This is a genomic window from Dokdonella sp., assembly GCF_049593775.1.
In the GTDB taxonomy this organism is placed as follows: domain Bacteria; phylum Pseudomonadota; class Gammaproteobacteria; order Xanthomonadales; family Rhodanobacteraceae; genus Dokdonella.
The window spans coordinates 1-24,368 of the sequence record NZ_JBAWHJ010000202.1 but is presented as its reverse complement, the minus strand read 5'-3'; the positions used below and the strand labels follow the sequence as shown (position 1 = coordinate 24,368).

Below are 24,368 nucleotides of genomic sequence, written 5' to 3'. Positions count from 1 at the left end.
GATCCACCGCTGCCTGGCAAGCTTGAGTCGTATTCGATGCCCAAGGGTTTCAACGCCGCTGCGATCTGGGCGATTGCGCCACGTGATTCGGGCTTCACTGTTGCGGTCATTGCATAGATGCGGTCGGCACCCAGGTCGGACTCGGCGCCGAGAATGACCTTGTCAATTTCCAGGTGGTGCTGGGCCGCATAGGCCTTGCCGCCGAACAAGCCTGACTCCTCATTGGCGAACGCGACGACGCGAATGCTGCGCGCGGGACGTTCCGGCAACTGGCTGATCAGGACCGCCGCGGCCGTGGTGATGGCAATGCCGGCGGCATCGTCGATAGCGCCGGTGCCAACATCCCAGGAGTCGAGATGACCGCCTGTCAGGAAGTATTCGCGCGGGCGCTGGCTACCAGTGAACTCGGCGATGACGTTTGCGCCGGTGTAGCTGCCTTCAAAACCGCAATCCAGCGACAGGCGGACCTTCACCGGAGCGCCACGCTTGATGATGCGATCAAGCTGGTCGGCATCAGGATTCGAGAGAGCGGCAGCCGGGATGGCCTTGTCCGGATTCGAGAAGCGGGTCATGCCAGTGTGCCCGAGCCGATTGCCGTCCGATCCCAGGGATCGCAACAGGAACGCTACCGCGCCCTTGCCCTCGGCGAGCTCCGGGCCCATCACGCGAGCCGCCGCGCCGATGCCATAGTCTCGACCGTCCTGCAGTGGTTGCATGCGCGGGTTGGCGATATAGACGATCTTTCCGCGCACCGTATAGTCAGCGGCGGCCTTCATTGATTCGAGGTCAGGAAAGGCGATGACTTCGGCGCTGATGCCGCCGGATGGCGTGCCTGCCGAACCCCCAAGCGCGCTGACCGTGAGGGGCTGCGGATACGGAGCGACGATGGCAGCGCTTTCGCTGCGGCGTACCCATTTCGGATAGCTGACTGGCTCACTCCAGACCTTGTCGAAGCCCAGCGCCTTGAATTTCGCCACCATCCATTCGCGTGCTCGCAGATCGTTTTCGCTGCCAGCCAGGCGAGGCCCGATTTCCGTAGTCAGGGACTCGACGATCGAATAGGCGACATCATCCTTGAGCGCCTTTTCGCGAAGACTGGTCGCGGTCTCGATGGCGGCGGCCGGAATGCGCGTTTCGGCGGCGAAAACAGTTGTCACAGAGCTGGACAACAGGAGGGCCAGAACCAGCGTTGCACACGATTTCATGATTCGGAAGTCCGTTCGGGCAATCGGGCATGGTGCCAGAACTGCATCGGCAGTGACCGTGGCCAAGGTCATGATCCCCTGGCCATCCGGTCCGTGCCAGTTGTTCTCGCGCTATTTGCCTGCTTTCAGCAAGTCGCGGATTTCCGTCAGAAGGACGACGTCGGCAGCCGGAGCGGCCGGGGTGGCTTCTTCCTTCTTGTTCATGCGGTTGATTGCCTTGACCACGAGGAAGATCGCAAAAGCGATGATCGTGAACTGGATCATGGTGTTGATGAATGCGCCGTACTGGATTGCAACTTCACCGCTGCCATCGGCTCCGGCTGCCGTGAGTACCCATTTGTAGGCAGAGAAATCCACTCCGCCGATCAGGTTGCCGATTGGAGGCATGATTACGTCATTGACCAGCGAGGTGACGATCTTGCCGAATGCGGCACCAATGACGACACCTACGGCAAGATCGACCACGTTGCCGCGCATTGCGAAAGCCTTGAACTCGGACATCATGCTCATAAGGGACTCCTTGAGTAATAACTATCGAACGACCGCGAATGCAGCCGAGGGACCACTCTACCCAGCAACGGGCCGTGATGCCGGGTTTCTTGCAAACTTTGACCGAAAGCGGGGGCTGGAGCGTATTCAGGGTTGAATCCAGCGGTGCTGTCGGGGCCTGTTTCACAGGGTTCGGGAGAGTTGTCCTCTCATCCGGCTAGATGATGCGACCTTCCAGAGTCGCCACCCCGGCAAGTTCGGCGTGAAAATGATCTCCGCGATTGAGCAGGGCGACACCGGCTGGCGTACCTGTAAAAATCAGGTCGCCTGACTTCAGCTCGTAGAACCGGGACAACTCGTGGATGATCTCGGCAACGCTGAACAGCATGTTGCCCAATTCGGTTTGCTGGCGCATTTCCCCGTTGACGCTCAGGCGCAGTCCGATGCAGTCCGGATGTCCGATGTCGCGGACGCGGTGCAAATCCGATACCGGGGCCGAGCAATCGAAGCCCTTGGCGGTGTCCCAGGGATTGCCCTTCGATTTGGCGATCAATTGCAGGTCGCGCCGGGTCAGGTCGAGTCCGACACCGTAGGCGTAGACGTGTTCGAGTGCGTCGTCGACGGCTATGTCGCGACCACCGGTTGCCAGGGCGACGATCATCTCGACTTCATGATGAAGTTCGTTTGTCATCGGCGGGTAGGGTACGTCGCCATTGCTGGTGACGATTGCATCGGCGGGCTTGGCAAAGAAAATGGGATTCTTGCGGTCGACAACCGAACCCATTTCATGGGCGTGGTCGGCGTAGTTGCGCCCTATGCAATAGATGCGGTGAACTGGAAAGCGCATGTCGGTTCCGGCGACGGGTACGCAGGCATTGGCGTGCGGTGCGATGGCGTATGTCATGGTGGGTGTCCTCGGCGTACTGCAACTGCCCCCATTTTCGCACGGCGCGTCGTGCGCTAGCTCGCGCGGGTTCACCCTGATCCCCGCAGCCGGGGTAGGCGTGCCTGGGCAGTCGGCGACGCGGGTCCACTTTTCCTGCGCATTCCGGCCCATGTACGCGGCCAGGATCCATGGAACGTTACCCATTTCGTCGCATTTCCCAATTGTTGCCTCGACCGGAAAAGTCGTGCAGGCGGCCGCAACCTGACATTCGTCACTTCACTTGCATGATTGCGATCGCTTGTTCCGGATCGGAACCCCGGCCAGTCTATGGCAGACTCAGCGGCCAAGCAGGCAGCAGGACCAGAGAATGCAGAATCAGGGCGAATTGCTCAATCAGTTGCGTATCGACCGGACCCAGGTCGAGCCGCCATCGCGCATGCCGTGGATGATCGCCCTTGTCCTCGTTGCCTTGCTGACTGCCGGCGCGGCGTGGTGGTGGGTTTCGGCATCAGGCCAGTCGTTCGAGGTGACTTCAGTCAGTGCCGTGGCGCCATCGATGGGGGGCGGCGGATCCGCCGCCGTGCTGCAAGCCACCGGCTATGTCACGGCGCGCAGGCAAGCCACCGTTTCAGCACAGATCACCGGCACGCTGTCCGAGGTTTTGATCGAAGAAGGCGAGCATGTGGAGGAAGGTCAGGTGCTGGCACGTCTGGAGGACACCGCGCAGCAGGCCAGCCTGGCACAGGCCAGGGCCCAGGTGGCCCAGGCGCGCGCGCAGCTCAGCCAGTTCGAAGTGCAATTGGCACAGGCAAGGCGCGATCTCGTGCGGGTACAGGACCTGGTTGGACGCAAACTGGTTTCTGCCCAGGCAGTTGAAGCCGCACAGACCGAAGTGGATACGTTTGCCGCGCAGCTCAATTCGCAACGCCGCGCTGTCGATCTGTCGGAAGCGCAACTGCGCAGTGTGCAGGTGCAGCTCGACTACACGATCGTGCGCGCGCCATTTTCCGGTGTAGTCATCGCCAAGGCGGCCCAGGTGGGCGAGATCATCTCGCCGCTGTCGGCTGGTGGCGGGTTCACGCGCACGGGCGTAGGCACCATTGTCGACATGGACTCGCTGGAGATCGAGGTTGATGTCAACGAGTCCTACATCAATCGGGTTGCTCCGGGTGCACCCGCCGAGGCCGTACTCGACGCCTATCAGGACTGGACGATCCCGGCCAGGGTCATCGCCATCATTCCGACCGCTGATCGCGGTAAGGCCACCGTCAAGGTGCGTGTCGGCCTCGAGCAGAAGGATCCCCGCGTACTGCCTGACATGGGTGCGCGGGTTTCCTTCATGGAAGAACAGTCGAACAGTCCTGCGCCCGCCGAGGCGCCCAAGGGCGTGCTGTTGCCGCCCAGTGCTCTCGTACAGCGTGATGGACGCAGCGTCGTCTTCAGGATCGAAGGCGACCGGGTCAAGCAACAGGCGGTCATGCCGGGCCAGAACATGGGCGAACTGCGACTAGTCGAAGGCCTCGCCAACGGTGTCGCTGTGGTACGCGATCCTCCGGCGGACATGACCGACGGCTCACGCATCCAACTGAAAAAATAGCTGCCAGCGAGCAGCGGACTGGCGGTGCGCCATTGCCGGGGCATCGTCAGGAAATCGAAAACCCAGCAGGAGAAGGTCATGTCCAACATTGTTGAAATCCGCGATGTCAGCAAGGTCTACGAGCGCGGCAAGCAGAAAGTCGAGGTGTTGCACAACATCGATCTCGATATCGAGCAGGGCGATTTCCTTGCCCTGATGGGCCCGTCAGGCTCCGGCAAGACCACCCTGCTCAATCTGATTGGAGGACTCGATTCGCCCAGCGGCGGTTCGTTGAGTGTTGGTAGCCAGCGTATCGATCAACTCGGTAGTGGCGCGCTGGCCAAGTGGCGCGCGGCCAATGTCGGCTTCATCTTCCAGTTTTACAACCTGCTGCCGATGCTGTCGGCGCAGAAGAACGTGGAAGTGCCGCTGCTGCTGACCAGACTCTCCGCGGCTGAGCGCAAGCGCAATGCATCGATTGCACTGCAGCTCGTTGGCTTGTCCGATCGTGGCAGCCACAAGCCGAACGAACTCTCCGGTGGTCAGCAACAGCGCGTGGCCATCGCCCGCGCCATTGTTTCCGATCCGAACCTGCTTGTTTGCGATGAGCCGACCGGCGATCTCGATCGTCAGTCGGCGGAAGAAGTTCTGGGGCTGTTGCAGCAGCTCAATCGCGAGCACGGCAAGACCATCATCATGGTCACCCATGATCCGAAGGCAGCCGAGTACGCCACGCATACCTTGCATCTGGACAAGGGCACTCTGGTCGAGCAAGCAGCCGCTTGAGGCGGAGGACTGAACGATGAAATATTTTCACCTGATCTGGGCGGCACTGTTCCGCCGCAAGACACGCACGGTGTTGACATTGATGTCTGTGATGGCTGCTTTCCTGCTGTTCGGCCTGCTCGATGGCGTTCGCGTCGCATTCAATTCGGGCAGCGATGCTGCCGGCGTGGACCGTATGGTCGTGAGTTCGAAGTACTCGATCATCCAGGGCTTGCCGCAAAGCCTGATTCCGCGTATCCGCTCGACGCCGGGCGTGAAGAACCTGACCTGGGCGAACTGGTTTGGCGGCTACTACCAGGACCAGAAGAACCAGATGTTCAACATCGCTATCAATCCAGACTACTTCGAGATCTATCCCGAGTTTGAAGTGTCGCCCGAACATATGGAGGCATTCCGCAAAACGCGAACCGGCGCGTTGGTCGGCGAAACCCTTGCCAAGCGCTGGGGCTGGAAAATCGGAGACAAGGTTCCTGTCACCGGAGCGATTTACCCGAACAAGGCTACTGGCGACACGAACTGGAGTTTCGACATCGTCGGCATGTTCAAGGCCAGAGACGAGAAAATGCGTGGAGCCGAGCAACAGTTGCTGTTTCGATGGGATTACTTCGACGAAGCCAACAGCTACGGAGCTCACGAAGTGGGCTGGTTCATCGTCCAGGTCGAGGACCCGGACAAGTCCGATGAAATTGCAAAGGCGATTGATGCGATTTCAGAGAATTCGGATCACGAAACCAGGACTCAGACCGAACAGGCATTCAATCTTTCGTTTGCCAAGCAGATGGGCGATATCGGTCTGATCGTCAGTGCGATCATGGGCGCGGTGTTCTTCACCTTGCTGTTGTTGACCGGCAACACGATGGCGCAGGCGGTGCGCGAACGCATTCCGGAACTGGCGACACTCAAGACAATGGGTTTTTCCGATCTCAGCGTGCTTGGCCTGGTATTCGGCGAGGCCATCCTGCTGGTCATGATTGGCGGAATACTTGGCCTCGGCCTTGTATCGATTCTGTTGCCGATGATCAGCACGGCCAGCGGCGGCATGCTGCAGATGCCTCCGGTTGGAGCTGCTACCTGGGCAATCGGGCTGGCGATGATGATCGCAATCGGCGTGCTGGTTGGCGTGCTGCCTGCGATGCGTGCGATGCGACTGAACATTGTCGATGCGCTGGCTGGACGTTAGGGAGAATCGAATGAAGAAGCTCAAGTCATTTTTTTCCGGCCTAGGCATGCTGCTGGTCATCATCGTGTCGGTGATGCTCTGGGTCGTGCTGCCGTTTCCGGCCCTTGTCGGTATTGTCGTGCTGCTGGCGCTGTGGATGCTGCTGACCCGCATCGGTCGCCAGGCCGCGGCCGTTACCTGGGTCGGTGTTTCAACCTTGCGCCAGCGTCTCGGCGCCTCGTCAGTCATCGTGATCGGCATTGCAGGTGTTGTCGGCGTGCTGGTGGCCTTGCTGGCCATGGGTGATGGATTGCAGAAAACCCTGCAAAGCACTGGAGATACCGAAACCGCCATCATCATGCGCGGCGGTGCGTCCAACGAGCTCAGCTCGGGCGTTTCCCGCGACGATGCCACCCTGATTGCCCAGCAACCGGGCATTCTGCGTGATGCCGAGGGCAAGCCGATCATCTCATCCGAGCTGGTCGTGGTGGCCAATCTGCCGAAAAAGTCGACCGGCACCGATGCCAATGTCGAAGTTCGTGGCGTCGGTCCGCAAGTCTGGTCGCTGCGCCCGAACATGAAGATCATCGAAGGTCGCAAGTACACGCCGGGCCTGCGCGAGATGATCGTAGGCAAGGGTGCCCATCAGCAGTTTGCCGGTCTGGGGACCGGATCGACGATCAACCTGAATAACCAGCAATGGACAATCACCGGAGTATTCGAATCCGGCGACGCGCACGAATCCGAGCTGCAGGGTGACGTGGATACCGTTTCATCCGCTTACCGGCGTCAGGGCTTTCAGTCGGTCACGGTGCGACTCATATCGCCCGAATCGCTGGACATGCTGAAAGCGGGGCTGGCCAGTGATCCGCGGCTGAAAGTCGAGGCCAAGACCACGCTCGACTATTACACCGCGCAGTCTGAAGGGTTGAGCAAGGTTATCCGGATCGTCGGCATCACGATTGCAACGATCATGGCTATCGGTGCGATCTTTGGCGCACTCAACTCGATGTATGCCGCCGTGGCCACACGTGCCCGCGAAATCGCCACTTTGCGTGCAATCGGGTTTCGCTCGCCGCCCGTAGTCGTGTCGGTGATGCTGGAAACCATGTTGCTGGCCTTGCTGGGTGGGCTGCTCGGAGCGTTCATTGCCTGGCTACTGTTCAACAACTACACGGTCTCGACCCTGGGCTCGAATTTCAGCCAGGTGGTGTTTCAGTTCCAGGTTTCGCCGGCCCTTCTCTGGACCGGTATCAAATGGGCACTCGCGATCGGTTTCGTGGGCGGCATGTTGCCTGCGGTTCGCGCAGCGCGGCTGCCAGTGACGACGGCGTTGCGGGAGTCATAGGAATGGGGAGTCGAGAATAGGGAGTGGGGAATGCAAATGGCCCTTCCTTCTCCCTCGTGGACAAGGACAACTACTGCCAACGCCTCACTTCCTACTCTCGCTTCTTCACCTTCCCGAGGGTAATCATTGCCACACCCACCAGGATCACGGCCATCGCGATCAGGTCGCTGCCCCGTACGACTTCTCCGATGAAGAGGACGCCGAGCAGAACGGCAACCGGCGGGTTGACGTAGGCGTAGCTGGTTGCCAGCACGGCACGGACATTCCTGAGCAGGTACAGATAGGCGGTAAAGGCGATCAGGGATCCGAACACGATCAGATAGAGCATCGCCAGCAGGGCAGGCGTGGTCGGATCGTGGGGCAGACGCTCACCCATCAGGATCGCGACAACACTCAACGCGGTGCCGCCGCTGATCATTTGCGCTGCAGTGTTCATCGAGGCGGGTGGCATGTCGCGGCGGCGGCTCCAGACCGAGCCGAAGGCCCAGGCGGTCGCTGCCACGATCAGGGCGATCGCCCCGATCGGAGCTCCGGTCATGCCTGCTCCCATGTTGAGCAGGATCACACCGGCGAATCCGATCGCCAGTCCCAGCCATTCGAGGCGGCTGGGCCAGTCCCGGTACATGGCGCCGAAAGCGGCCGCGAACAGGGGCATGCTGGCAACTGCAATCGCGGCCAGGCCCGAAGCGACGGTTTGCTCTGCAAAGCAGACCAGGCCATTGCCCACACCCAGCAGCAGCGTGCCAGTAACTGCCGCGTTGAACCATTGATGGCGAGTGGGTGGAGCGCTGCCACGCAAGCGCAACCAGGCATAGAGCAGGGTGCCCGCAATCAGGAAGCGGACGGCACCCAGCAGGAACGGCGGCCAGCTTTCGAGGGCAACGCGGATCGCGAAATAGGTCGAGCCCCAGATGATGTAGACGGCGAGCAGGGCCAGGGGCACCAGCAGCCCTGGCGACTGCCAGACAGGCATGCTTGCTGGCGCCTGGTCGATAGCAGGGGGATCTGGCTTGTTCATGGCGGCATGGAGCGTGCGGGCGATCCGGGCTGACAGCGTCCATCAATCCGCGGATGCCCACCAGTACCAGTTTCAGTTCAGGGAATGGAGCCTGCGGTCAGGGGCCGCGATTCGCGTGGGTCGACGAACTCGCTGGTGGTTCCACGCGTGTGCGCCGCTCGGATTCACGCACCACGATGAATTCGCCGTCAATGATCCCGTTTTCGGGCGTGGTAGGCGCAGATCGAGCGGGACCCTTGTGCTTTCCGCGCAGCGTGTTGACCAGCATCCAAATGGCACCAATGACAAGGATAGCGACGAACGCGAAGAATCCGAGTGCAATGACTCCGACCACGGCTAGCAGGCCCAGGATCCAGCCAATCAGGCGGGCTACCGGGTTGCGCGGGCGCAGGCTGGAGCGGAGGATAAACATGCTTCTATCTCGCTGGGCAACGGAATCATCCCGGAATTCGCAGTTTGAACGAACCCGGGAGGGTTATTCTTGGGGCTGTGCCCCGGTCTCGCAAGTGTAGTGGTCCGAATAAGCCGCCAGTTCGGTCGAAATTGCCATGCCGGCGATGAAATCGCAGCAGTTAGCCCCCGCCAAGCCATTTGAGTGCCATTCGCCCGATTTTCCGCGGGAGCGATCCACGCCTGGGCGTCGCTGGAATCGCAGCGCCACCTGTCGTTCCCTTGGACCGCCATAGTCGGTTTTCCTGGCCTTGCGCTTGCCACCTATCCACGGCGCGATCATCCTCGCCCATTGCGAATTGTCCGGGCGACATCCAGATGAACGAATCCCGTGTCCTGTGCCAGCTGGAGGAAATACCCGATTCGGGGGCCATTTCCGTGCGCATCGATTCCGCGACCGGTGGGTTTCAGGTCATCCTGCTGCGCACGGGTGACCGGGTATTTGCCTATCACAACGAATGTCCGCATCAGGGGCGCAACCTCGATTATGTGCCGGGCAAGTTTCTGGTCAGGGACGGAGCCATCATGTGCGCGGCCCACGGAGCCATGTTTTCCGTCGATTCCGGTGACTGTCTGTCGGGGCCTTGCAGCAACGGGCTTGTCCGCGTTCCGGTGCGTGTCGAATCCGGCAAGGTCGTGACGGGCTGAGCCGGAACGGCCGAGTAAAAGGCGAGAGTCAGGGCGGCCGCGCATGCATAACTACGATGCATGTCGTTGACAGAAAAGGAACAAATGACTAGGCTCGATGTGGACCGTGGATCGTTTGCGTCGGTAGCCTATACAAAGTGCCAATGCCGCGACCGCAATTTCGCTAGATCAGCAGAGCAGAGGTTTGCATGCGCGGCAAGACCAAACCGACGACCCCAAAACCGACCGAGGCCGAGCTCGGTATCCTGAATGTGCTGTGGGAGCACGGTGACATGACGGTGCGTGAACTGCACGAGGCCCACTATCGTGATGACGGCACCGGCTACACGACCTCGCTGAAAATGCTGCAGATCATGCACGCGAAGGGACTGGTTGAGCGCGATGACTCGCAACGTGCGCATGTCTATCGTGCAGCCATCAGCAAGCAGATCAACCAGCGCCGATTTGTCAGCGACATGGTTCAGCGCGTGTTTGATGGCTCGCCATCGCAACTGGTGCTGCAGGCACTCGGTGGCCAGCCAAAGGCAAGCCGCAAGGAACTGGACGAGATCCGCGCATTGCTCGACAGCATCGAGTCAGGCAAGAAGTCATGACGATTCCCGGCGAAGCATTGGCTTGGGTGGAAGTGCTGGGCTGGAGCCTGTTGCACTTTGTCTGGCAGGGATTGCTCGTCGGGTTGTTGTTCGCGGTCGCGCGAAATCTTATCGCGCGCGAGCACAGCTCCCTGCGCTACGCAGTCGGTCTGCTGTCGCTTGCAGTGTTGGCCTTGAGTCCGCTTCTGACCCTCTGGGTCATGCGTCCGCAACATGAGATTCTGGCAAGCAGCATCGGCACGTCGGTGACCACGGCCGAACCCGTCGCGGCAATGATGACTGCACTGGAATCGGATGCAGGCCTTAGTGAGCTCTTGCCTGTGCTCGTACTGGTCTGGGTGCTGGGCGTCATCGTCATGATCGGTCGCGCTGTCCACCAGTGGCGAGCACTGGATCACATCGCCACGCAGCTGGCCTATCGGCAGACTGATATGGAAGCGCTTCTGCTTCGCGTTGCCGACCGCTTTGGTGGCATGCACGGAACGCGCGTCCTGGTTTCGAGGTTCATCGATACGCCCACCTTGATTGGCTGGTTCAAGCCGGTAATCCTGCTTCCGGCAGCGGTCGTGATCGGATTTCCGCGCCAGCAACTCGAGTTGATCCTTGCTCATGAGCTCGGTCACCTGCGTCGCCTCGATCACCTGGTCAATCTGGCGCAGGCGGTTGTCGAAACCCTGCTCTTCTATCACCCGGTTGTGCACTGGATTTCAAGGGAAGTCCGGCACGAGCGCGAGATCTGTTGTGACAACCTTGTGTTGAGCCTGACTGACAGCGAGCCCAGCGAGTACGCGCGTACGCTGGCGGCCCTGGAAGATGTCCGGCAGGTATCGCCGCAGCTCGCCGTGGCGGCATCAGGGGGCATGTTGCTCGATCGCGTGCGCCGCATCGTTGGCGCGTCAAGACCGCGCAAGGGCAGTCGCAGTTCGCTGGCGGTCGTCTGGGGTGTGGTTGCTGGTTGTGCGATTGCAATTTTCGCCGCCATCATGGTGCCGCCAACCGATACTGCGGCATCAGCCGATGTGTTTGACCAGCCGACGCCATTTCGCGTGTCGCTCGCTCCAGTGGGCATAGCATTCAGCCCGAGCGAGCAAGCAATGGAATTTGCGGCCATCAGGGCACCCGTCTCCATCGCGCCGATTCTTCAAGAACAGCCATCAGCAGACGTAGTTGGCGAAGCACGCACCACGCGCACGCCGCCCGCACCGGTCGACGTGCTGGTCAGCCTGCCTGTCCTGACGCCAGCGATTCCGGCTGGCGAGCACATCGGTGCCGAGCCACTGGCGCTGCCCGGCATCGCCGACCTGGAACCCAAGTCACCGGGCGTTGACCCGACCCCAGCTGCCGTTGCATCAAACGCTCCAGTGCTGCTGCACCAGGTCCCGCCCGACTATCCCGACAATGGCAGGAGCGGGTCGTATGCCAAGGTGGGCTTTGAATTTTCCATCGACCGCGGCGGACGGGTGCGCAACATTCGCAGCGTTTCAGGCGATGTCCAGGGTGCGTTTGCCGTCGCTGCCAGAAACGCCTTGCGTCAATGGAAATTTGATCCAAAAAGCGTTTCCGACAAGAGCGGCAAGAGTTTCCGGCAGGACTTCGAATTCGTCAGCGCATCGCGTGCACTTGGTGAAGAGGACAGTGACGGTTGCATAACCCCCACCGGCTCGCATCTGTGCAGGCCTGGACGTGGAACCGGGTTGGCGTTCAAGGCTGAAGAGCGCGCAGCGGCAACATCAAGAACCGATGACATTGATGCGCTGGACAGCGAGATCGATGGTGCGTGCGTGGTGCAAACCGGTTCGAGGGTGTGTCGCCCGTATGACGCCGGCAGTATCGCAATGAACGCGGAGCCTCGAGTGGAAACTTCGGCGCATACGATCGTGCTCGGTGGAGGTACGCTCTGATTGCGGAAGGTCGCGGTATTGCAGCGTCACCATGAAGGTTCGTCAGCGACAGTCTCTGCTGGCGCTGACCATGATGCCGGGCGGCCGTCGAGAATTGGCGAATAGCGCCTAACCCGTTTCCCCGGGCATCTGGCACCAGGGCGAATCATGGCCAGAACCTTGATAGTCGCGCCTGTGGTCTCGTTTCGGTGGCGGATTCAGCCAACTCCAGACCAGTCGCCTTTGTGGCGTGATGGGCGTGTTCCATGTCGCCCCGGAATTCCGGGGCTGAAAGTATCCTCTGCGGAGATCCACCAGCATGCCCGGGTCCGGGCTCCGCCTGTGTGGGCAAGCCGAAATCGGACTGGGGTTCCGGTGCGCAGCCGGTCGTTGCCAATGCGTCGTTTGAATCGAGCTCAGCTGCGATTGAAGACCAGATTGACCGAAATCAGGGTCGTCGCGAGAATCAGCACGGTCAGTGGCAGGCCAACCTTGAGGAAATCCCTGGTCTTGTATCCGCCCGGGCCGGCGATGACGAGCAGAACCGGATTTGCACTGGGCAGAAGGAATGTATTCGATGTCGAGATGGCGACAATCAACGCATAGGCAGCCGGATTGCCGCCGGATGCGAGTGCGATGTTGATTGCCATCGGCACCATCATCACGGCTGCGCCCACGTTCGAGATGACCTGGGAAAAGCCCAACGCAAGAATGGCGATGAAGGCCTGGATGACCCATTGGGGCAAGTCGCCCAGGTAGACCATCACTTCCTGCGCCATCCATGCGGCCGTACCCGTCGAGTCCAGGGCAGCGCCCAGCGGAATCAGGCAGGCCAGAATGAAAATGGTCTTCCAGTTGATGGCGTGGTACGCCTCATCCATGCTCAGTACGCCGGCCAGCAGCATGCCGACCGCACCCACCAACATGGCTACCGCCAGCTTCAGGTCGGTAAACAGGCCCAGCCCCATTGCCAGGGCGAAGAAGATCACGGCATGCCAGATCTTGCTCGGACGCTGTTCTTCCTGCGGATAGTCGGTGACGACGACAAAGTCGCGAGATTCGGCGGCCAGGGTCAGATCCCGCCACAGGCTGTGCAATACGAGCGTATCGCCTGGCCGCAGTGAAACTTCGCGCACGTCTTCACGAAATACCTGTTCGCCTCGAGTGACTGCAAGCACGCTGACACCAAACCGCTTGCGCAGGCGCAGGTCTCCAACCAGCTGCTTGATCCAGCGAGAGTTGGGAGCGATCACCACTTCGGAAATACCGGCGCGGGTAGGGTTGAACATGTCTCCGAAGTTGCGCAGGCGAGATTGCACGCGGCACAACTGATTGTTGGCGAATTCGTTGATTTCCTCGCGCTTGCCGAGCACGCCGAGCACGCTGCCGACCCAGATCATCTGATCGGCGGGTGGTGCGAGACGCGCCTCGTTGCCCGTCTTCAGGGCCAGGATCAGCGGCGCGCCATGCAGCCGCTCGGCTTCGACAACGCTCATGCCGACCATGGGGCTCTCGGCTGTCACAGTCAGTTCCATCACCTCGCCGTCGATCCCGTACATTTCGGCAAAGTAGGTTTCAGTGCGGCCGGGCGTGACTTTCTGCTTCTCTTCTTCGCTGGGCCAGAGCCGTGGCGTGAGAATGGCAAAGTAGCCGAGACCCACCAGCAGCAAGGGGATGCCGATCGGAGCAATGGCGAACAGTTCGAAAGGCTCGATGCTCTGCGCACCGGGAGGAAGATTGCGATTCGCGCTGGCGACCAGATCGTTGAGCAGGATCAGCGGCGAATTCGAGATCATCGTGATGTTGGTGCCAGCCAGGATGCAGCAGGCCATCGGCAGCAGCAGCCGCTTCAGGGGGATGCCGGTACGTGAACTGAGTCGGCTGACAACGGGCATGAACAGCGTCGCCAGCGCCTGGCTCTGCATGATCGCCGACATGCTGCCGACCATGGCATTGACCAGGTGCGAGACGCGCGTTTCGACACCGCCAGCCAGTCGAAGGATGAACGACGCCGCCTTGCCGAGCAGCCCGGTGCGGTCGAGACCTGCACCCATGATCATGACGGCGATCAGGGACATCACGGCATTGCCGGCAAATCCGTCGAAGAGCTGTTCGACCGGCATCAGTCCGGTAACGCCGATGACGACGATGACCAGCAGCGCGACAAGGTCGCCGCGCACCCATTCCAGCACGAGCATGATCACAGTGAAAACCAGCAGGCCAAGAACGAGGGCCATGTCGGTGGTCAAGGTCAGGCTCATGTCCATTGCGCTGATCTATGATCCCAGGAGCAAACTTGCAGGCGGAGGGAGTGCAGTCTCAGATTTTTTCATGGATCAGGTCCCACACTCCGTGTCCCAACTTGACGCCACGTTTCTCGAAGTGCGTGTTGATGCGCCATGCTGGTGCCGGAGAGTATGACCCGAGACCGGCCCGGTTGCGCCATTCCCTGCTCGAATCGAGCACTTCGAGCATGTGTTCGGCGTACTCGGCCCAATCGGTGGCCAGGTGAAGCATTCCACCAGCGGCTACGCGCGTGGCAAGAAACTTGACGAACTCTGGCTGGATCAGGCGGCGCTTGTGGTGGCGTTTCTTTGGCCAGGGATCTGGAAAATAGATGCGAACCTCCGCCAGCGACGCCACAGGAATCTGCTTCTCCAGCACTTCTACGGCGTCGTGGTTGCTGATGCGGACATTGTCGATGTCCGCTTCGGCAAGGCCATTCATCAGGCGCCCGACACCTGGGCGGTGGACCTCGATGCCGATGAAATTCTTGTCCGGCTCGTGGATTCCCGCATGCAGCAACTGTTCGCCATTGCCGAAGCCGATCTCCAGCACCACAGGCGCGGACTTCGGGAACAGCGCAGCGAGGTCGACTTGCGCAGGTGCAAAATCGAGACCGAAGCGCGACCAATGTGAATCGAAGGCCTGTTGCTGCGCCGGCGTGATCCGCCCCTGACGCAGCACGAAGCTGCGCACACGGCGACCAGGCTGCTGCGATTCAGGAGGGCGGCTGGCGTGACGGGGGTCGGTCATTCTTTCTAGCCGATCGTGCCGTCGATCGGACTGGATGCGGATGCATAGCGCTTGCGCGGGATGCGTCCGGCACGGAATGCCGCCCTTCCGGACTGGATCGCCAGCTTCATTGCGTGTGCCATCAATACCGGATCGCGTGCGCCGGCAATCGCGGTATTCATCAGTACGCCATCGCAGCCGAGTTCCATCGCGATCGAGGCATCCGATGCAGTGCCCACGCCGGCGTCCACCAATACCGGCACCTTGGCGTTCTCGACGATCTCCATGAGGTTGTAGCGGTTCTGAATGCCAAGGCCGGAACCAATCGGTGCAGCCAGTGGCATGATCGCGACGCAGCCGATTTCTTCGAGTCGTCGTGCAAGCAGCGGATCATCGGTGGTGTAGACCATGACGTCGAAGCCATCCGCAACCAGACGCTCTGCGGCATCCAGGGTCTGGATCATGTCCGGGAAAAGAGTTTTCTGGTCACCGAGTACTTCGAGCTTGACCAGCTTGTGTCCATCGAGCAGCTCGCGTGCCAGTTGCAAGGTGCGGACCGCATCGTCGGCCGTGTAGCAACCCGCTGTGTTCGGAAGAATGGTGTAGCGTTCGGGCGGCAGCACATCAAGCAGGTTCGGCTGATCGGGATGCTGGCCGATATTGGTTCGGCGAATTGCCACAGTGACGATTTCAGCTCCGGCAGCCTCTGTCGCAAGTCGGGTTTCTTCCAGGTCCTTGAACTTCCCGGTGCCGGTCAACAGGCGCGAGCGGTAGTGCCGGCCGGCGATCACGAGCGTGTCGTTGTCGGAGTGGTTCATTGCGTCATTCATCAGGTTCAGGAGTGGTTGCGAATTCAGGCAGAGCAGGGTGGCTCAATGAGAAATCGGAAGCGGGTAATCGCATTCGACCTGGATCAGCCTCCGCCAATCGCGTGAACGATCTCTACCCGATCACCGGCATTGATACGGCGTTCGGCATGCAGACTGCGTGGCACGATCTGGCGATTGATTTCGACCGCGACCCGTTTTCCTCGAAAACCCGACGATTCAAGCAGCTCGAGCAAGGACATTTCCTCGCCAATTTCCTGCTCGTCGCCATTCAGGGTGATTTTCATGCCTGCATTCTAGCGTCGATGGCTGCGTTGCAACACCGGCAGACAGTCTGCCGGATCATTGTCAAAGGAGGGCAAGCCGGTGTGAATGCAACAACGCCACGGCAGGCCGTGGCGTTGTTGGGTGTTCTACATAGGTGTCGTCAGGTATGCGCGTGACTAGTTGCCGCGCTGCTTGCGCTCGTTCTTGCTGTCGTTGTCGTCGTCCGAATCGGACTTGGATGGCTTGCGCTCCTGACGTTGGGGAGCAGCCTGAGCGGGTGGCCGTTGTGGCTGGGCCTGCCGACCTTGCTGTGGTTGTGGAGCAGGTTGTTGCTGTATCTGGCGTGGCTGCGGGGTCGGTCGCGTCTGCACCTCACGCTTCTGTACAGGCGGAGCGGGTTGCGTCTGTACCTGACGCGGTTGCACTTCGCGCTTCTGTGGCTGAGGCGTGGCAGGCTGTTTCTGGACCTGACGCGGCTGCACAGTCGGACGCTGCTCCACTTCGCGCGGCTTGGATGGCTGTGGCACGCGTTGTGCCGGCTCGTAGCGTGTTGCGGGTTTGGGCTGCGTATTGCTTCGGCCTTGTGCCTGAGGAGGCTGCGCCGGCTGCTCACGCACGGTCCCGACGGGTTTGCTGCGCGGGCTGGTCACCACTTTCTGCTGGACAGGTGCTCGTGCAGGGACCTCACTGCGAGGTGCGGGTGCAGGGTTGGTGCGCTGGGCAGGCTTCTCGCGATTTGGCGAGAAATCGCTGCCCTTGGTGCCATCGGCTACCGGACGTGGTTGTGGAGTCGGTCTGGATGGAACGGGGCGATCCTTCACCTCGGTAGCGACAGGTTTGCGGGCGGGTTCCGGGCTCGCCGGATTGCGACCGGCAGCCGTGCGTGTCGGGCGGCCCTGGGCCTGCGCAGGACTCGTTGCCGGCAAGGGCTTGGCACGCGCGCCGACGTCGCGACTGTTTCCAACGACCTGCACCCGAGCACCTCCCTTTTCGCTGGTGCGCGGCTTGCGTGCGGACAGCTCTCGCATCTCGTTCGCGGCAAGCGGCTGGTTTTCGTTGCGGGAGATCGCCTGAATGCGTGCTTGTGCATCGGGCTTGCGAGCCGGCGGAGCCGTACGCGCAATCACCGAACGATCGAAGTCAGCCGTGCGTACCCGTGCCCCGCCATTGCCGCGCGCAGCACTGCCGCCGGCGAAGCTGCGCGCGGTAGGCGCGATCTGCATCCGGCTGACGACCTGGGCCTGCTGGAGTTCCGAGCGATTCACCCGCACTCGCGCACGCTCTACCGACTGGGCGTTGACGAATGCATCACGTGGCACCGCCGTGTACGCACTGTCGTTGTTGCGGTAGGCGTAGTTGCCGTTGGTGATCGGGCGTCCGCGCGAGTAGTCGTTGTACACGTTGGTGATGTAGGTGTTGTTGATGATCGTCGTGTTGCGCACGTTGATGTTGTTGAAATAGTTCCGGGAGCCCTGGTACCAAGGCACGTATACATCGCGCGGGCCAAGCGGGAACCAGCCCACCGGGCCGGTAGAGATGCCTACGCCGAAGCCGCCGCCGCCGACAAATGCGACCAGTGCGGGTGCATAGACGGGACGCACTCGACGCGGCCCGGGCACCCAGCCCCAACGCGAGCCGACATAGGCCCAGCGACCATAGTGAAATGGTGCGAAGCCCCATGGAGAGTTGTCGACCCAGGTCCAGCCCCAGGGATCAATCCATGCCCAATGACCGTTGCGGTATGGCGCCCAACCGGCATCGACGCGAGTCGGGTACCAGATCGATCCATAAGTCGCTGCCGTGCCCCAGGAACCGTACTCATCCAGGTCGGAATAGCCGATGACATCTTCAGAGACATAGCGGCGCGATTGTGACTGGTCGTAACGCTGTGCACGTTGCAGGCACCAACGATCGAAGTCGTCCTGCTCTGGCAGGCCGAGTACCTGATAGTCGTCCAGCGAGGAATCGTAGAAGCGGTAGGAGCGGCCATCATCGACGCTGTAACTCGCGTTGTCGCGACCGTAGACAATGCCGTTGCCGTCGATAACCGAGATCATGGTCGAATCGCCGGTCGGGGAGATATCCACGCGATAGACGCCTGGCTGTTCTGCAACGAAGGCCAGGGTCGGTGTATCGATTTCGTAATACTGACCTTCGTAGACATTACGCACGGTCAGGCTCAGCGTTCCCGCGGTCAGTTCAATTTGTGCGCGCTGGTCATCGAGGTCGAGAATGCGCAGCGATGTACGTTCGTTGATGCGAATTGATGCCGCGCCGATATCCAGTTCGGCCAGCGACGCCCGGTCGAGATACAGCGCATCACCCGTGCTCAAGGGGCGGTTGACCAAGGCCTGGGTCCATTCATCCAGTCCGGCGGGCTGCATGCTGACCTCTCCGCTGACATAGCTGGTCCTGGCTACCCGCATAGGCGGATCGGCGAGTACATGGCTGCTCATGCCAAGCAGGGCGATCATGGAAACGACAAGCCAGGGAACTGGCAACGTGGGGCGTAAAATCGACATGGCGGTCTCCGGTAGATCCGAAACACCAGAACGCAATGGCGAACTGATTTCGGCACGTCTATCTGAACGTATCCAGCCTGAACGAGAACCGTCCATGGGAAAACCCTCCTGGCGCCGACGCATGTCCGGTGGCCACGCGACTGGGTGTCGAAACAGGTTCTCTTTGCCGGGAACGCTTGCCGGCCGCGCGAGCACGTGGATAATCTGTTCCCCGTGCGGGTGTAGCTCAATGGTAGAGCTGTTGCTTCCCAAGCAACTGACGAGGGTTCGATTCCCTTCACCCGCTCCACTGCTCGAGGCCCTGGCCGCCCAGGATTTACGCCCATCATCGGGCTCGCACCCTGCCATGCAGTGCCCCGTCCTCCGACGGCGCCCGCGGCATTGACGCAAGTTCGCTTTCCAACGATTCGTCTACCTCACAGCCGGCACTTCGCAAACCCCGGCCTATTCGGAATTCCCATGAAGATTGCGATTATCTCACGCAACGCGTCACTGTACTCGACCAAACGACTGGTGGAAGCCGGTCGGAGCAGGGGGCATGTCGTGCGCGTGCTCGATCCCTTGCGTTGCTACATGCGCATTTCTTGCGGCCAGTTCGAGATGCACTACAAGGGCAGCGTGCTTGAAGGGTTTGATGCCGTGATTCCGCGGATCGGATCGTCGGTCACTTTCTACGGGACCGCCGTGCTGCGCCAGTTCGAGATGATGGGCGTTTACACGCCGAACAGTTCCGATGCCGTGTTGCGTGCGCGAGACAAGTTGCGATCACTGCAGATGCTCGCGCGCGAAGGTATCGACTTGCCGATAACGGTGTTCGGAGACTACCCCGACGATACCGCCGACCTGCTCCAGATGCTGGGTGATCCGCCACATGTAATCAAGCTCAACGAAGGCGCACAAGGGCAGGGGGTACTTCTCGCCGAGAAGCGCTCGTCTTCACAGGGCATGATCGAGGCGTTTCGCGGCTTGTACGCAAATTTTGTCGTGCAGGAATTCATCGGAGAAGCCGGAGGTGGCGACCTGCGCTGTTTCGTCGTGGGTGGCGAAGTGGCTGCGGCCATGCATCGGCAGGCCCCGGAAGGTGACTTTCGCGCCAACCTGCATCGTGGCGGCAAGGCCAGTTGTGTCGAGCTGACCGAACAGGAGAAAACGGTGGCGTTGCGTGCCGCAGCCATCATGGGGCTCGGGGTGGCCGGGGTGGACCTGCTGCGTTCGAAGCGCGGGCCGCTGGTACTGGAAGTCAATGCATCGCCCGGACTCGAAGGTATCGAGGAGGCGACCGGACTGGATATCGCCGGAATCATCATGGCCCAGGTCGAAGCCGGTGCAGGCGGAACGCCCTTGACGTGAGCAGGCGTCGACCAGGACAGGGGGGCGCGCGATCGCGCAATTGGATGATTATTAGGGTTAACAGAAGAATGAGGGGCGCTTAACCTCCATTTAAGCTCCTGCTGCCTATAGTCCCGCTCACTGTAGGTTCTGCTCGACACTCCTAACGTAAGGTCAGGTCACAGGCAGATTACGGTAATCGGGGCAGTAGCTTCTTTGGCCCAAGCGAGGTGTGTTCCCCCAAAGGCACCTCCTTGGGCTATTTTATTCGTGTTGCTTGCGACCCCTCCCCATTGAATCCTCGGATTTCCACATTCGGTACTTAGTTCCTGGGTCTTCCCCGGTTCTCGCCGGCGTTGACGGCGCGCGACGACTCAGACCGGTTTCCCGACACGGGAATTGGAGTCCGGGGCAGATTCCATCGGCAGAAACTCCATGAAGAATCCATTCTGCTCCGGCATCATTTTGTGAACATCCGAGTTAAGCTAGGGACCTCATGCGCATCCTCGTCATAGAAGACAACAGCGATATCGCTGCAAACATTGGTGATTTCCTCGCCGATCGTGGCCACGTGGTCGATTTCGCGGGTGACGGCGTCACCGGACTTCATCTCGCCGTGGTCAACGAATTCGATGCCATCGTGCTCGACCTGAGTTTGCCTGGCATGGATGGTCTCGAAGTCTGCCGCAAGCTGCGCCAGGAAGCCCGGCGTCAGACCCCGGTGCTGATGCTCACGGCGCGTGATGCCCTGGAGCAGAAACTGACCGGTTTCGATTCCGGAGCCGACGACTACATGGTCAAGCCTTTCGCGTTGCAGGAGCTCGCTGCCCGCATCGAAGTGCTTGGACGACGCGGCAAGGGCATCAAGAGCCGCGTGCTCAAGCTGGCTGATCTCAGCTACAACCTCGATACGCTGATCGTGATTCGCGCCGGGAAATCCATCCAGCTCAATCCGATCGGACTCAAGTTGCTGCAAGCCCTGATGGACAAGGCGCCGTCCGTGGCAACCCGCCAGGAGTTGGAAACCCGCGTGTGGGGCGAGGAACTGCCCGACAGCGATTCATTGCGCGTGCACATTCACGGGTTGCGTGCCGCGATCGACAAGCCTTTCGACAAGCCGCTTATTCAGACTCGTCACGGCATTGGCTACGTCATGGTCGATCCGGATGCAGTACCGGCGTAGGCTCCGCAGTCGGATAATCATCTCGTTTGCGCTGTTCGGCCTCGGCCTGACTGCGCTCTTCGCTGCGGCGACGATCTACCTGCGCGTGCGCATGGAAGATCAGATCATCAACGAGACCCTTACCCGCGAACTTGTCCATTTCGTTGATTTCAAGCGTGAGTTTCCGCAACCGGATGCACGCTGGAGCATGTCGCTGTTCGAAGCGCAGATCGTGCGCGCCGGGCGCACCGCTACGGTTCCCTTTGCCTGGCAGTCCTTCGATTCAGGCGTCTATGACATTGATGACCTCGATGCGTCCGGGCAAACGCGCTCATACAAGCTGGCGGTCTACAAGGACGACGATTTCTGGGCCTACCTGCGTTTTGACCAGGCTTCACAAAAGCTGACCGAGCGTCAGTTGCTCGTCGTTCTCGTCATTACCGTGCTTGTGTTCGCCCTGCTGTCGCTGGTCATGGGCCTGTGGCTGTCCTCGCGGGTAATGAGCCCGGTCACGGAACTGGCTGGACGCTTGCGTGAGTTGCGCAAGTCCGGAACCTACACGCCGATGGCGCCTCGATTCGCTGACGACGAAGTCGGTCAGTTGGCATTGGCGCTTGATGACTATTCCGAGCGATTGACCCATCTTGTCGAGCGCGATCGGGAATTCAACGCCGACGTCAGCCACGAATTGCGCACGCCCCTGGCGGTGATTGCATCGACGACAGAATTGATGATGGGCCAGGCGCTTCCTGAGAAAGCGCAGGAGCGCTTGCGCAGGATCGAACGTGCAGTCCGCCAGTCCACCGAGTTGACCGATGCCCTGCTGTTGCTCTCGCGCAGCGAACGTCAGGGTCCCACAGATGGCGAAACCACCGACGTCGCCCAGGTGGCCGAACAGGTCATCGATATCAGTCGACCGCATCTCGGCAACAAGCCGGTAGAGGTCAGGCTCGAAATTGAAGAGCCGCTGCTGACGGCGGCGCCTTCGTCCGTGGTCGCCGTGGCTCTGACCAACCTGATCAGCAATGCATTCAAATACACGCAGACGGGCGAGGTCTGCGTGATCATCGGGCATGGCCGCGTGGCCGTGGAGGATACCGGCCCCGGTATTGCAGCCGAAGATGCCGAGCGTCTTTTCGAGCGTGGTGAGCGTGGTACCACACTGGTCAAGGGTGCGGGACTTGGTCTGGCCATCGTTCGCCGACTTTGCGAGCTGTATGGCTGGAACGTCACCCTTGCGCCACGACCGCAGGGCGGCGCCGTGGCGACCCTGCAGTTCGACTATCGTCCTATCGGTTGAATCGAGCGATCAGGCTACCGGGTCGAGCCAGTTCCAGCGATCCTGGGTCTCGCCGGTGAACAGGCCGAAGTACAGTGCCTGCAACTTGCGTGTCAGGGGTCCGGCCATGCCGCTGCCGACAGGCTTGCCATCTACCGAGCGGATCGGTGTGACCTCAGCCGCGGTTCCGCACATCAGGATCTCGTCTGCCATGTAGAGGTATTCACGCGGCATGTCGCGTTCGACGACCTCGATGCCTTGCTCGCGAGCCAGCGTGATCAGTGTATGTCGGGTGATGCCGTTGAGGATGGCCGCGCTCGCTGGCGTCGTGTGCAACTGGCCATCGAAAACGAGGAAAAGATTTTCGCCAGCGCCTTCGCTGAGCAGGCCGGTGGATGCCAGGGCGATACCTTCGCCAAAACCGAGTCGACGCGCTTCGCGAGCAATCAATTGTCCGGAAAGATAGTTGCCTCCGGCCTTGGCACCGGTCGGTACCGTGTTCGGGGCCATCCGGTTCCAGCTCGAAACGCAGGCATCGATTCCCTTCTCGAGCACATCAGGTCCGAGGTAGGGGCCCATCTCCCAGGTTGCCACGGCGACATCGGTCGGTGTATCGGCGGACAAGCCGAAACCACCCAGGCCGCGGAATGCCACTGGTCGCAGGTAGGCCTTGGTCAGGCCGTTCTTGATGACCACTTCACGGCAGGCTGCGGCGAGCTCGTCGATCGTGTAGGGGATGACGATGTCGTAGATCTTGGCCGACAGGTAAAGGCGCTTGAGATGGTCTGTCAGACGGAAGATTGCCGGGCCGTTGGGTGTCTCGTAGCTGCGGATTCCCTCGAAAACCGAGGAGCCATAGTGAAGCGCATGCGCCATCACATGGACGGTCGCTTCCGCCCAGGGCTTGATCTTGCCGTTCTGCCAGATGAACTCGGGGTAGGTCGCAGCCATGTCGGATTCCTTGATCGTGAGCCGCCAATGATAACCGGCGGGATCATGCGCCGCGAACACGAGTGCGCCATCCCGGTCCGATCAAGGCAGGCGCAGCCACCAACAGCCCAGGTTTTCGGTCATCTCGAATCGCCTGACGGCTTCGTAGGGCACCCGGCGCTCCTGTTCCGCCATGGTCCTGATGACCAGTTCATGCGATATGGGACCGGTCGAGCGGACACGTGACCGTGGACTGTGGACCACGTCGGCAACATCGGCGTAGGCGTCCAGTTCGATGGAGATCAGTGGCTCGCCGAGCATGATAGCCAACTCTTTCAATGGGGCCATGGACGAGCCTTGGCCGAACCCATCCCAGAGGAAGAGTCCGGACAATCCAACCCCGCTTCCCGATCCGAAGTTGGCGACGACCCGGTCACGCAAGTCCTCGGCCGAAGTCGGGCAGGTCTGCGTGACGGTCGGCAGGCTGATTGAAGGCAGCAGAGTGGGATCGAGAACATTCGCCGACGTCGCGGGCTTGGATGGGGCCACGGCCAAGCCGGACTGGGCGCACTTCTGGTCGCTGAAGGTGGGTTCACCGTTGGCGCCGATGCAGCGATGGATGTTCGCATCCTGCGCGTCGGCCACAGAGAACGAGCCGAGCAGAAGAATCAGAAGGAGTGCTGGTTTCATGTGCAAGTATTTCTCGCAAGAAACGGGCTTGTCATGTTCATCTCGATCTGATGTAGTGCTGCACATGTTCACTGTCTCTATCCGTTCGAACCCCGCCATGACTGCTCCGATCGAGGGCACGAATAATAATGCGCGCACCACATCCGGGCATCGCGTGCACTGAGGGTTACACACCATACACACGCAGAAGGCCCGCCACTGAGCGGGCCTTCTGCTTTATGGCCATGGATGGCCGGTATGCCAGCAACGCAGGAGCAGTTGCTGGCGATGGCCATGGATGGCCGGTATGCCAGCAACGCAGGAGCAGTT

22 protein-coding genes and 1 tRNA gene are annotated in these 24,368 nt (G+C 60.7%); 11 read left to right on the top strand and 12 right to left on the bottom strand.

Annotated features, from left to right (window positions below):
* The 3 genes from WBP53_RS07215 to WBP53_RS07205 all read right to left on the bottom strand — a co-directional run.
* On the bottom strand, positions 1-1,205 hold a 1,205-nt coding region (locus WBP53_RS07215), incomplete at its 3' end, for a M28 family peptidase (RefSeq protein WP_423927386.1).
* Between the two features lie 111 nt (positions 1,206-1,316).
* Complete coding sequence (gene mscL / locus WBP53_RS07210; RefSeq protein WP_423927384.1) at positions 1,317-1,715, bottom strand: large-conductance mechanosensitive channel protein MscL; 399 nt, start codon at positions 1,713-1,715, stop codon at positions 1,317-1,319.
* 196 nt (positions 1,716-1,911) lie between these two features.
* Positions 1,912-2,598, bottom strand: coding sequence for a fumarylacetoacetate hydrolase family protein (locus WBP53_RS07205; RefSeq protein WP_423927382.1), 687 nt, complete (start codon positions 2,596-2,598; stop codon positions 1,912-1,914).
* 349 nt (positions 2,599-2,947) lie between these two features.
* On the opposite strand from WBP53_RS07205, the gene WBP53_RS07200 reads away from it, so the two are divergent.
* From WBP53_RS07200 to WBP53_RS07185, 4 genes are all read left to right on the top strand, one after another.
* On the top strand, positions 2,948-4,177 hold the full coding sequence (locus WBP53_RS07200; RefSeq protein ID WP_423927381.1) for an efflux RND transporter periplasmic adaptor subunit: 1,230 nt from the start codon (positions 2,948-2,950) through the stop codon (positions 4,175-4,177).
* Between the two features lie 78 nt (positions 4,178-4,255).
* Complete coding sequence (locus tag WBP53_RS07195) at positions 4,256-4,942, top strand: ABC transporter ATP-binding protein (protein ID WP_423927379.1); 687 nt, start codon at positions 4,256-4,258, stop codon at positions 4,940-4,942.
* 16 nt (positions 4,943-4,958) lie between these two features.
* Positions 4,959-6,122 carry an ABC transporter permease gene (locus tag WBP53_RS07190; protein WP_423927377.1) on the top strand — a complete coding sequence of 388 codons (1,164 nt, stop codon included), beginning with the start codon at positions 4,959-4,961 and terminating at the stop codon, positions 6,120-6,122.
* Positions 6,123-6,132: 10 nt separating this feature from the next.
* A complete protein-coding gene (locus tag WBP53_RS07185) occupies positions 6,133-7,449 on the top strand; it encodes an ABC transporter permease (protein ID WP_423927375.1) in 1,317 nt (438 codons plus the stop codon).
* Positions 7,450-7,540: 91 nt separating this feature from the next.
* Here the strand turns inward: WBP53_RS07185 and yedA are convergent, their stop codons facing one another.
* Positions 7,541-8,467 carry a drug/metabolite exporter YedA gene (gene yedA, locus WBP53_RS07180; protein ID WP_423927373.1) on the bottom strand — a complete coding sequence of 309 codons (927 nt, stop codon included), beginning with the start codon at positions 8,465-8,467 and terminating at the stop codon, positions 7,541-7,543.
* Positions 8,468-8,564: 97 nt separating this feature from the next.
* Positions 8,565-8,879 (bottom strand): hypothetical protein, encoded by a 315-nt coding sequence (locus tag WBP53_RS07175; RefSeq protein ID WP_423927371.1) that lies wholly within the window; start codon positions 8,877-8,879, stop codon positions 8,565-8,567.
* A 356-nt stretch (positions 8,880-9,235) separates the two neighbouring features.
* On the opposite strand from WBP53_RS07175, the gene WBP53_RS07170 reads away from it, so the two are divergent.
* From WBP53_RS07170 to WBP53_RS07160, 3 genes are all read left to right on the top strand, one after another.
* Positions 9,236-9,565 (top strand): Rieske (2Fe-2S) protein, encoded by a 330-nt coding sequence (locus WBP53_RS07170; protein WP_423927369.1) that lies wholly within the window; start codon positions 9,236-9,238, stop codon positions 9,563-9,565.
* A gap of 188 nt (positions 9,566-9,753) precedes the next feature.
* Entirely contained in the window at positions 9,754-10,158 is a 405-nt protein-coding gene (locus tag WBP53_RS07165) for a BlaI/MecI/CopY family transcriptional regulator (RefSeq protein ID WP_423927367.1), read from the top strand.
* Positions 10,155-12,059: a M56 family metallopeptidase gene (locus WBP53_RS07160; RefSeq protein WP_423927365.1), complete on the top strand. Its 1,905-nt coding sequence runs from the start codon at positions 10,155-10,157 to the stop codon at positions 12,057-12,059. The genes WBP53_RS07165 and WBP53_RS07160 overlap by 4 nt, the downstream gene beginning before the upstream one ends.
* Before the next feature lie 395 nt (positions 12,060-12,454).
* Here WBP53_RS07160 and WBP53_RS07155 read toward each other — a convergent pair whose 3' ends face one another.
* From WBP53_RS07155 to WBP53_RS07135, 5 genes are all read right to left on the bottom strand, one after another.
* Complete coding sequence (locus tag WBP53_RS07155; RefSeq protein WP_423927363.1) at positions 12,455-14,305, bottom strand: SLC13 family permease; 1,851 nt, start codon at positions 14,303-14,305, stop codon at positions 12,455-12,457.
* Positions 14,306-14,357: 52 nt separating this feature from the next.
* Positions 14,358-15,074, bottom strand: coding sequence for a tRNA (guanosine(46)-N7)-methyltransferase TrmB (trmB, locus tag WBP53_RS07150; RefSeq protein WP_423927361.1), 717 nt, complete (start codon positions 15,072-15,074; stop codon positions 14,358-14,360).
* A 5-nt stretch (positions 15,075-15,079) separates the two neighbouring features.
* The gene (locus WBP53_RS07145; protein ID WP_423927359.1) at positions 15,080-15,871 is read right to left on the bottom strand and encodes a thiazole synthase; all 792 of its coding nucleotides are present in this window, start codon (positions 15,869-15,871) and stop codon (positions 15,080-15,082) included.
* 95 nt (positions 15,872-15,966) lie between these two features.
* Positions 15,967-16,167 carry a sulfur carrier protein ThiS gene (gene thiS / locus WBP53_RS07140; RefSeq protein ID WP_423927357.1) on the bottom strand — a complete coding sequence of 67 codons (201 nt, stop codon included), beginning with the start codon at positions 16,165-16,167 and terminating at the stop codon, positions 15,967-15,969.
* Positions 16,168-16,323: 156 nt separating this feature from the next.
* On the bottom strand, positions 16,324-18,669 hold the full coding sequence (locus WBP53_RS07135) for a DUF6600 domain-containing protein (RefSeq protein ID WP_423927355.1): 2,346 nt from the start codon (positions 18,667-18,669) through the stop codon (positions 16,324-16,326).
* Positions 18,670-18,884: 215 nt separating this feature from the next.
* Here WBP53_RS07135 and WBP53_RS07130 point away from each other — a divergent pair.
* The 4 genes from WBP53_RS07130 (at position 18,885) to WBP53_RS07115 (ending at position 22,460) form a co-directional block, all read left to right on the top strand.
* Positions 18,885-18,958, top strand: a tRNA-Gly gene (locus tag WBP53_RS07130).
* Between the two features lie 170 nt (positions 18,959-19,128).
* Positions 19,129-20,019 (top strand): 30S ribosomal protein S6--L-glutamate ligase, encoded by an 891-nt coding sequence (gene rimK, locus WBP53_RS07125; protein ID WP_423927353.1) that lies wholly within the window; start codon positions 19,129-19,131, stop codon positions 20,017-20,019.
* A 475-nt stretch (positions 20,020-20,494) separates the two neighbouring features.
* The gene (locus WBP53_RS07120; protein WP_423927351.1) at positions 20,495-21,181 is read left to right on the top strand and encodes a response regulator transcription factor; all 687 of its coding nucleotides are present in this window, start codon (positions 20,495-20,497) and stop codon (positions 21,179-21,181) included.
* Positions 21,165-22,460, top strand: a complete 1,296-nt coding sequence (locus tag WBP53_RS07115) for a sensor histidine kinase (RefSeq protein WP_423927349.1) — start codon at positions 21,165-21,167, stop codon at positions 22,458-22,460. Before WBP53_RS07120 ends, WBP53_RS07115 begins: the two co-directional genes overlap by 17 nt.
* A gap of 9 nt (positions 22,461-22,469) precedes the next feature.
* Here the strand turns inward: WBP53_RS07115 and WBP53_RS07110 are convergent, their stop codons facing one another.
* Together WBP53_RS07110 and WBP53_RS07105 are read right to left on the bottom strand one after the other, a co-directional pair.
* Positions 22,470-23,390: a branched-chain amino acid transaminase gene (locus tag WBP53_RS07110; protein ID WP_423927347.1), complete on the bottom strand. Its 921-nt coding sequence runs from the start codon at positions 23,388-23,390 to the stop codon at positions 22,470-22,472.
* 81 nt (positions 23,391-23,471) lie between these two features.
* Complete coding sequence (locus tag WBP53_RS07105; RefSeq protein WP_423927345.1) at positions 23,472-24,059, bottom strand: hypothetical protein; 588 nt, start codon at positions 24,057-24,059, stop codon at positions 23,472-23,474.
* Positions 24,060-24,368: the final 309 nt, after the last annotated feature.

Coding starts and splice junctions, on each gene's coding strand:
- WBP53_RS07185 (WP_423927375.1), top strand. CDS start 6,133: ATGAAGAAGCTCAAGTCATTTTTTTCCGGCCTAGGCATGCTGCTGGTC.
- WBP53_RS07160 (WP_423927365.1), top strand. CDS start 10,155: ATGACGATTCCCGGCGAAGCATTGGCTTGGGTGGAAGTGCTGGGCTGG.
- trmB (WP_423927361.1), bottom strand. CDS start 15,074: ATGACCGACCCCCGTCACGCCAGCCGCCCTCCTGAATCGCAGCAGCCT.
- WBP53_RS07205 (WP_423927382.1), bottom strand. CDS start 2,598: ATGACATACGCCATCGCACCGCACGCCAATGCCTGCGTACCCGTCGCC.
- WBP53_RS07145 (WP_423927359.1), bottom strand. CDS start 15,871: ATGAACCACTCCGACAACGACACGCTCGTGATCGCCGGCCGGCACTAC.
- WBP53_RS07170 (WP_423927369.1), top strand. CDS start 9,236: ATGAACGAATCCCGTGTCCTGTGCCAGCTGGAGGAAATACCCGATTCG.
- WBP53_RS07115 (WP_423927349.1), top strand. CDS start 21,165: ATGCAGTACCGGCGTAGGCTCCGCAGTCGGATAATCATCTCGTTTGCG.
- WBP53_RS07195 (WP_423927379.1), top strand. CDS start 4,256: ATGTCCAACATTGTTGAAATCCGCGATGTCAGCAAGGTCTACGAGCGC.
- WBP53_RS07165 (WP_423927367.1), top strand. CDS start 9,754: ATGCGCGGCAAGACCAAACCGACGACCCCAAAACCGACCGAGGCCGAG.
- mscL (WP_423927384.1), bottom strand. CDS start 1,715: ATGAGCATGATGTCCGAGTTCAAGGCTTTCGCAATGCGCGGCAACGTG.
- WBP53_RS07105 (WP_423927345.1), bottom strand. CDS start 24,059: ATGAAACCAGCACTCCTTCTGATTCTTCTGCTCGGCTCGTTCTCTGTG.
- WBP53_RS07175 (WP_423927371.1), bottom strand. CDS start 8,879: ATGTTTATCCTCCGCTCCAGCCTGCGCCCGCGCAACCCGGTAGCCCGC.
- rimK (WP_423927353.1), top strand. CDS start 19,129: ATGAAGATTGCGATTATCTCACGCAACGCGTCACTGTACTCGACCAAA.
- yedA (WP_423927373.1), bottom strand. CDS start 8,467: ATGAACAAGCCAGATCCCCCTGCTATCGACCAGGCGCCAGCAAGCATG.
- WBP53_RS07120 (WP_423927351.1), top strand. CDS start 20,495: ATGCGCATCCTCGTCATAGAAGACAACAGCGATATCGCTGCAAACATT.
- WBP53_RS07135 (WP_423927355.1), bottom strand. CDS start 18,669: ATGTCGATTTTACGCCCCACGTTGCCAGTTCCCTGGCTTGTCGTTTCC.
- WBP53_RS07200 (WP_423927381.1), top strand. CDS start 2,948: ATGCAGAATCAGGGCGAATTGCTCAATCAGTTGCGTATCGACCGGACC.
- WBP53_RS07190 (WP_423927377.1), top strand. CDS start 4,959: ATGAAATATTTTCACCTGATCTGGGCGGCACTGTTCCGCCGCAAGACA.
- thiS (WP_423927357.1), bottom strand. CDS start 16,167: ATGAAAATCACCCTGAATGGCGACGAGCAGGAAATTGGCGAGGAAATG.
- WBP53_RS07155 (WP_423927363.1), bottom strand. CDS start 14,305: ATGGACATGAGCCTGACCTTGACCACCGACATGGCCCTCGTTCTTGGC.
- WBP53_RS07110 (WP_423927347.1), bottom strand. CDS start 23,390: ATGGCTGCGACCTACCCCGAGTTCATCTGGCAGAACGGCAAGATCAAG.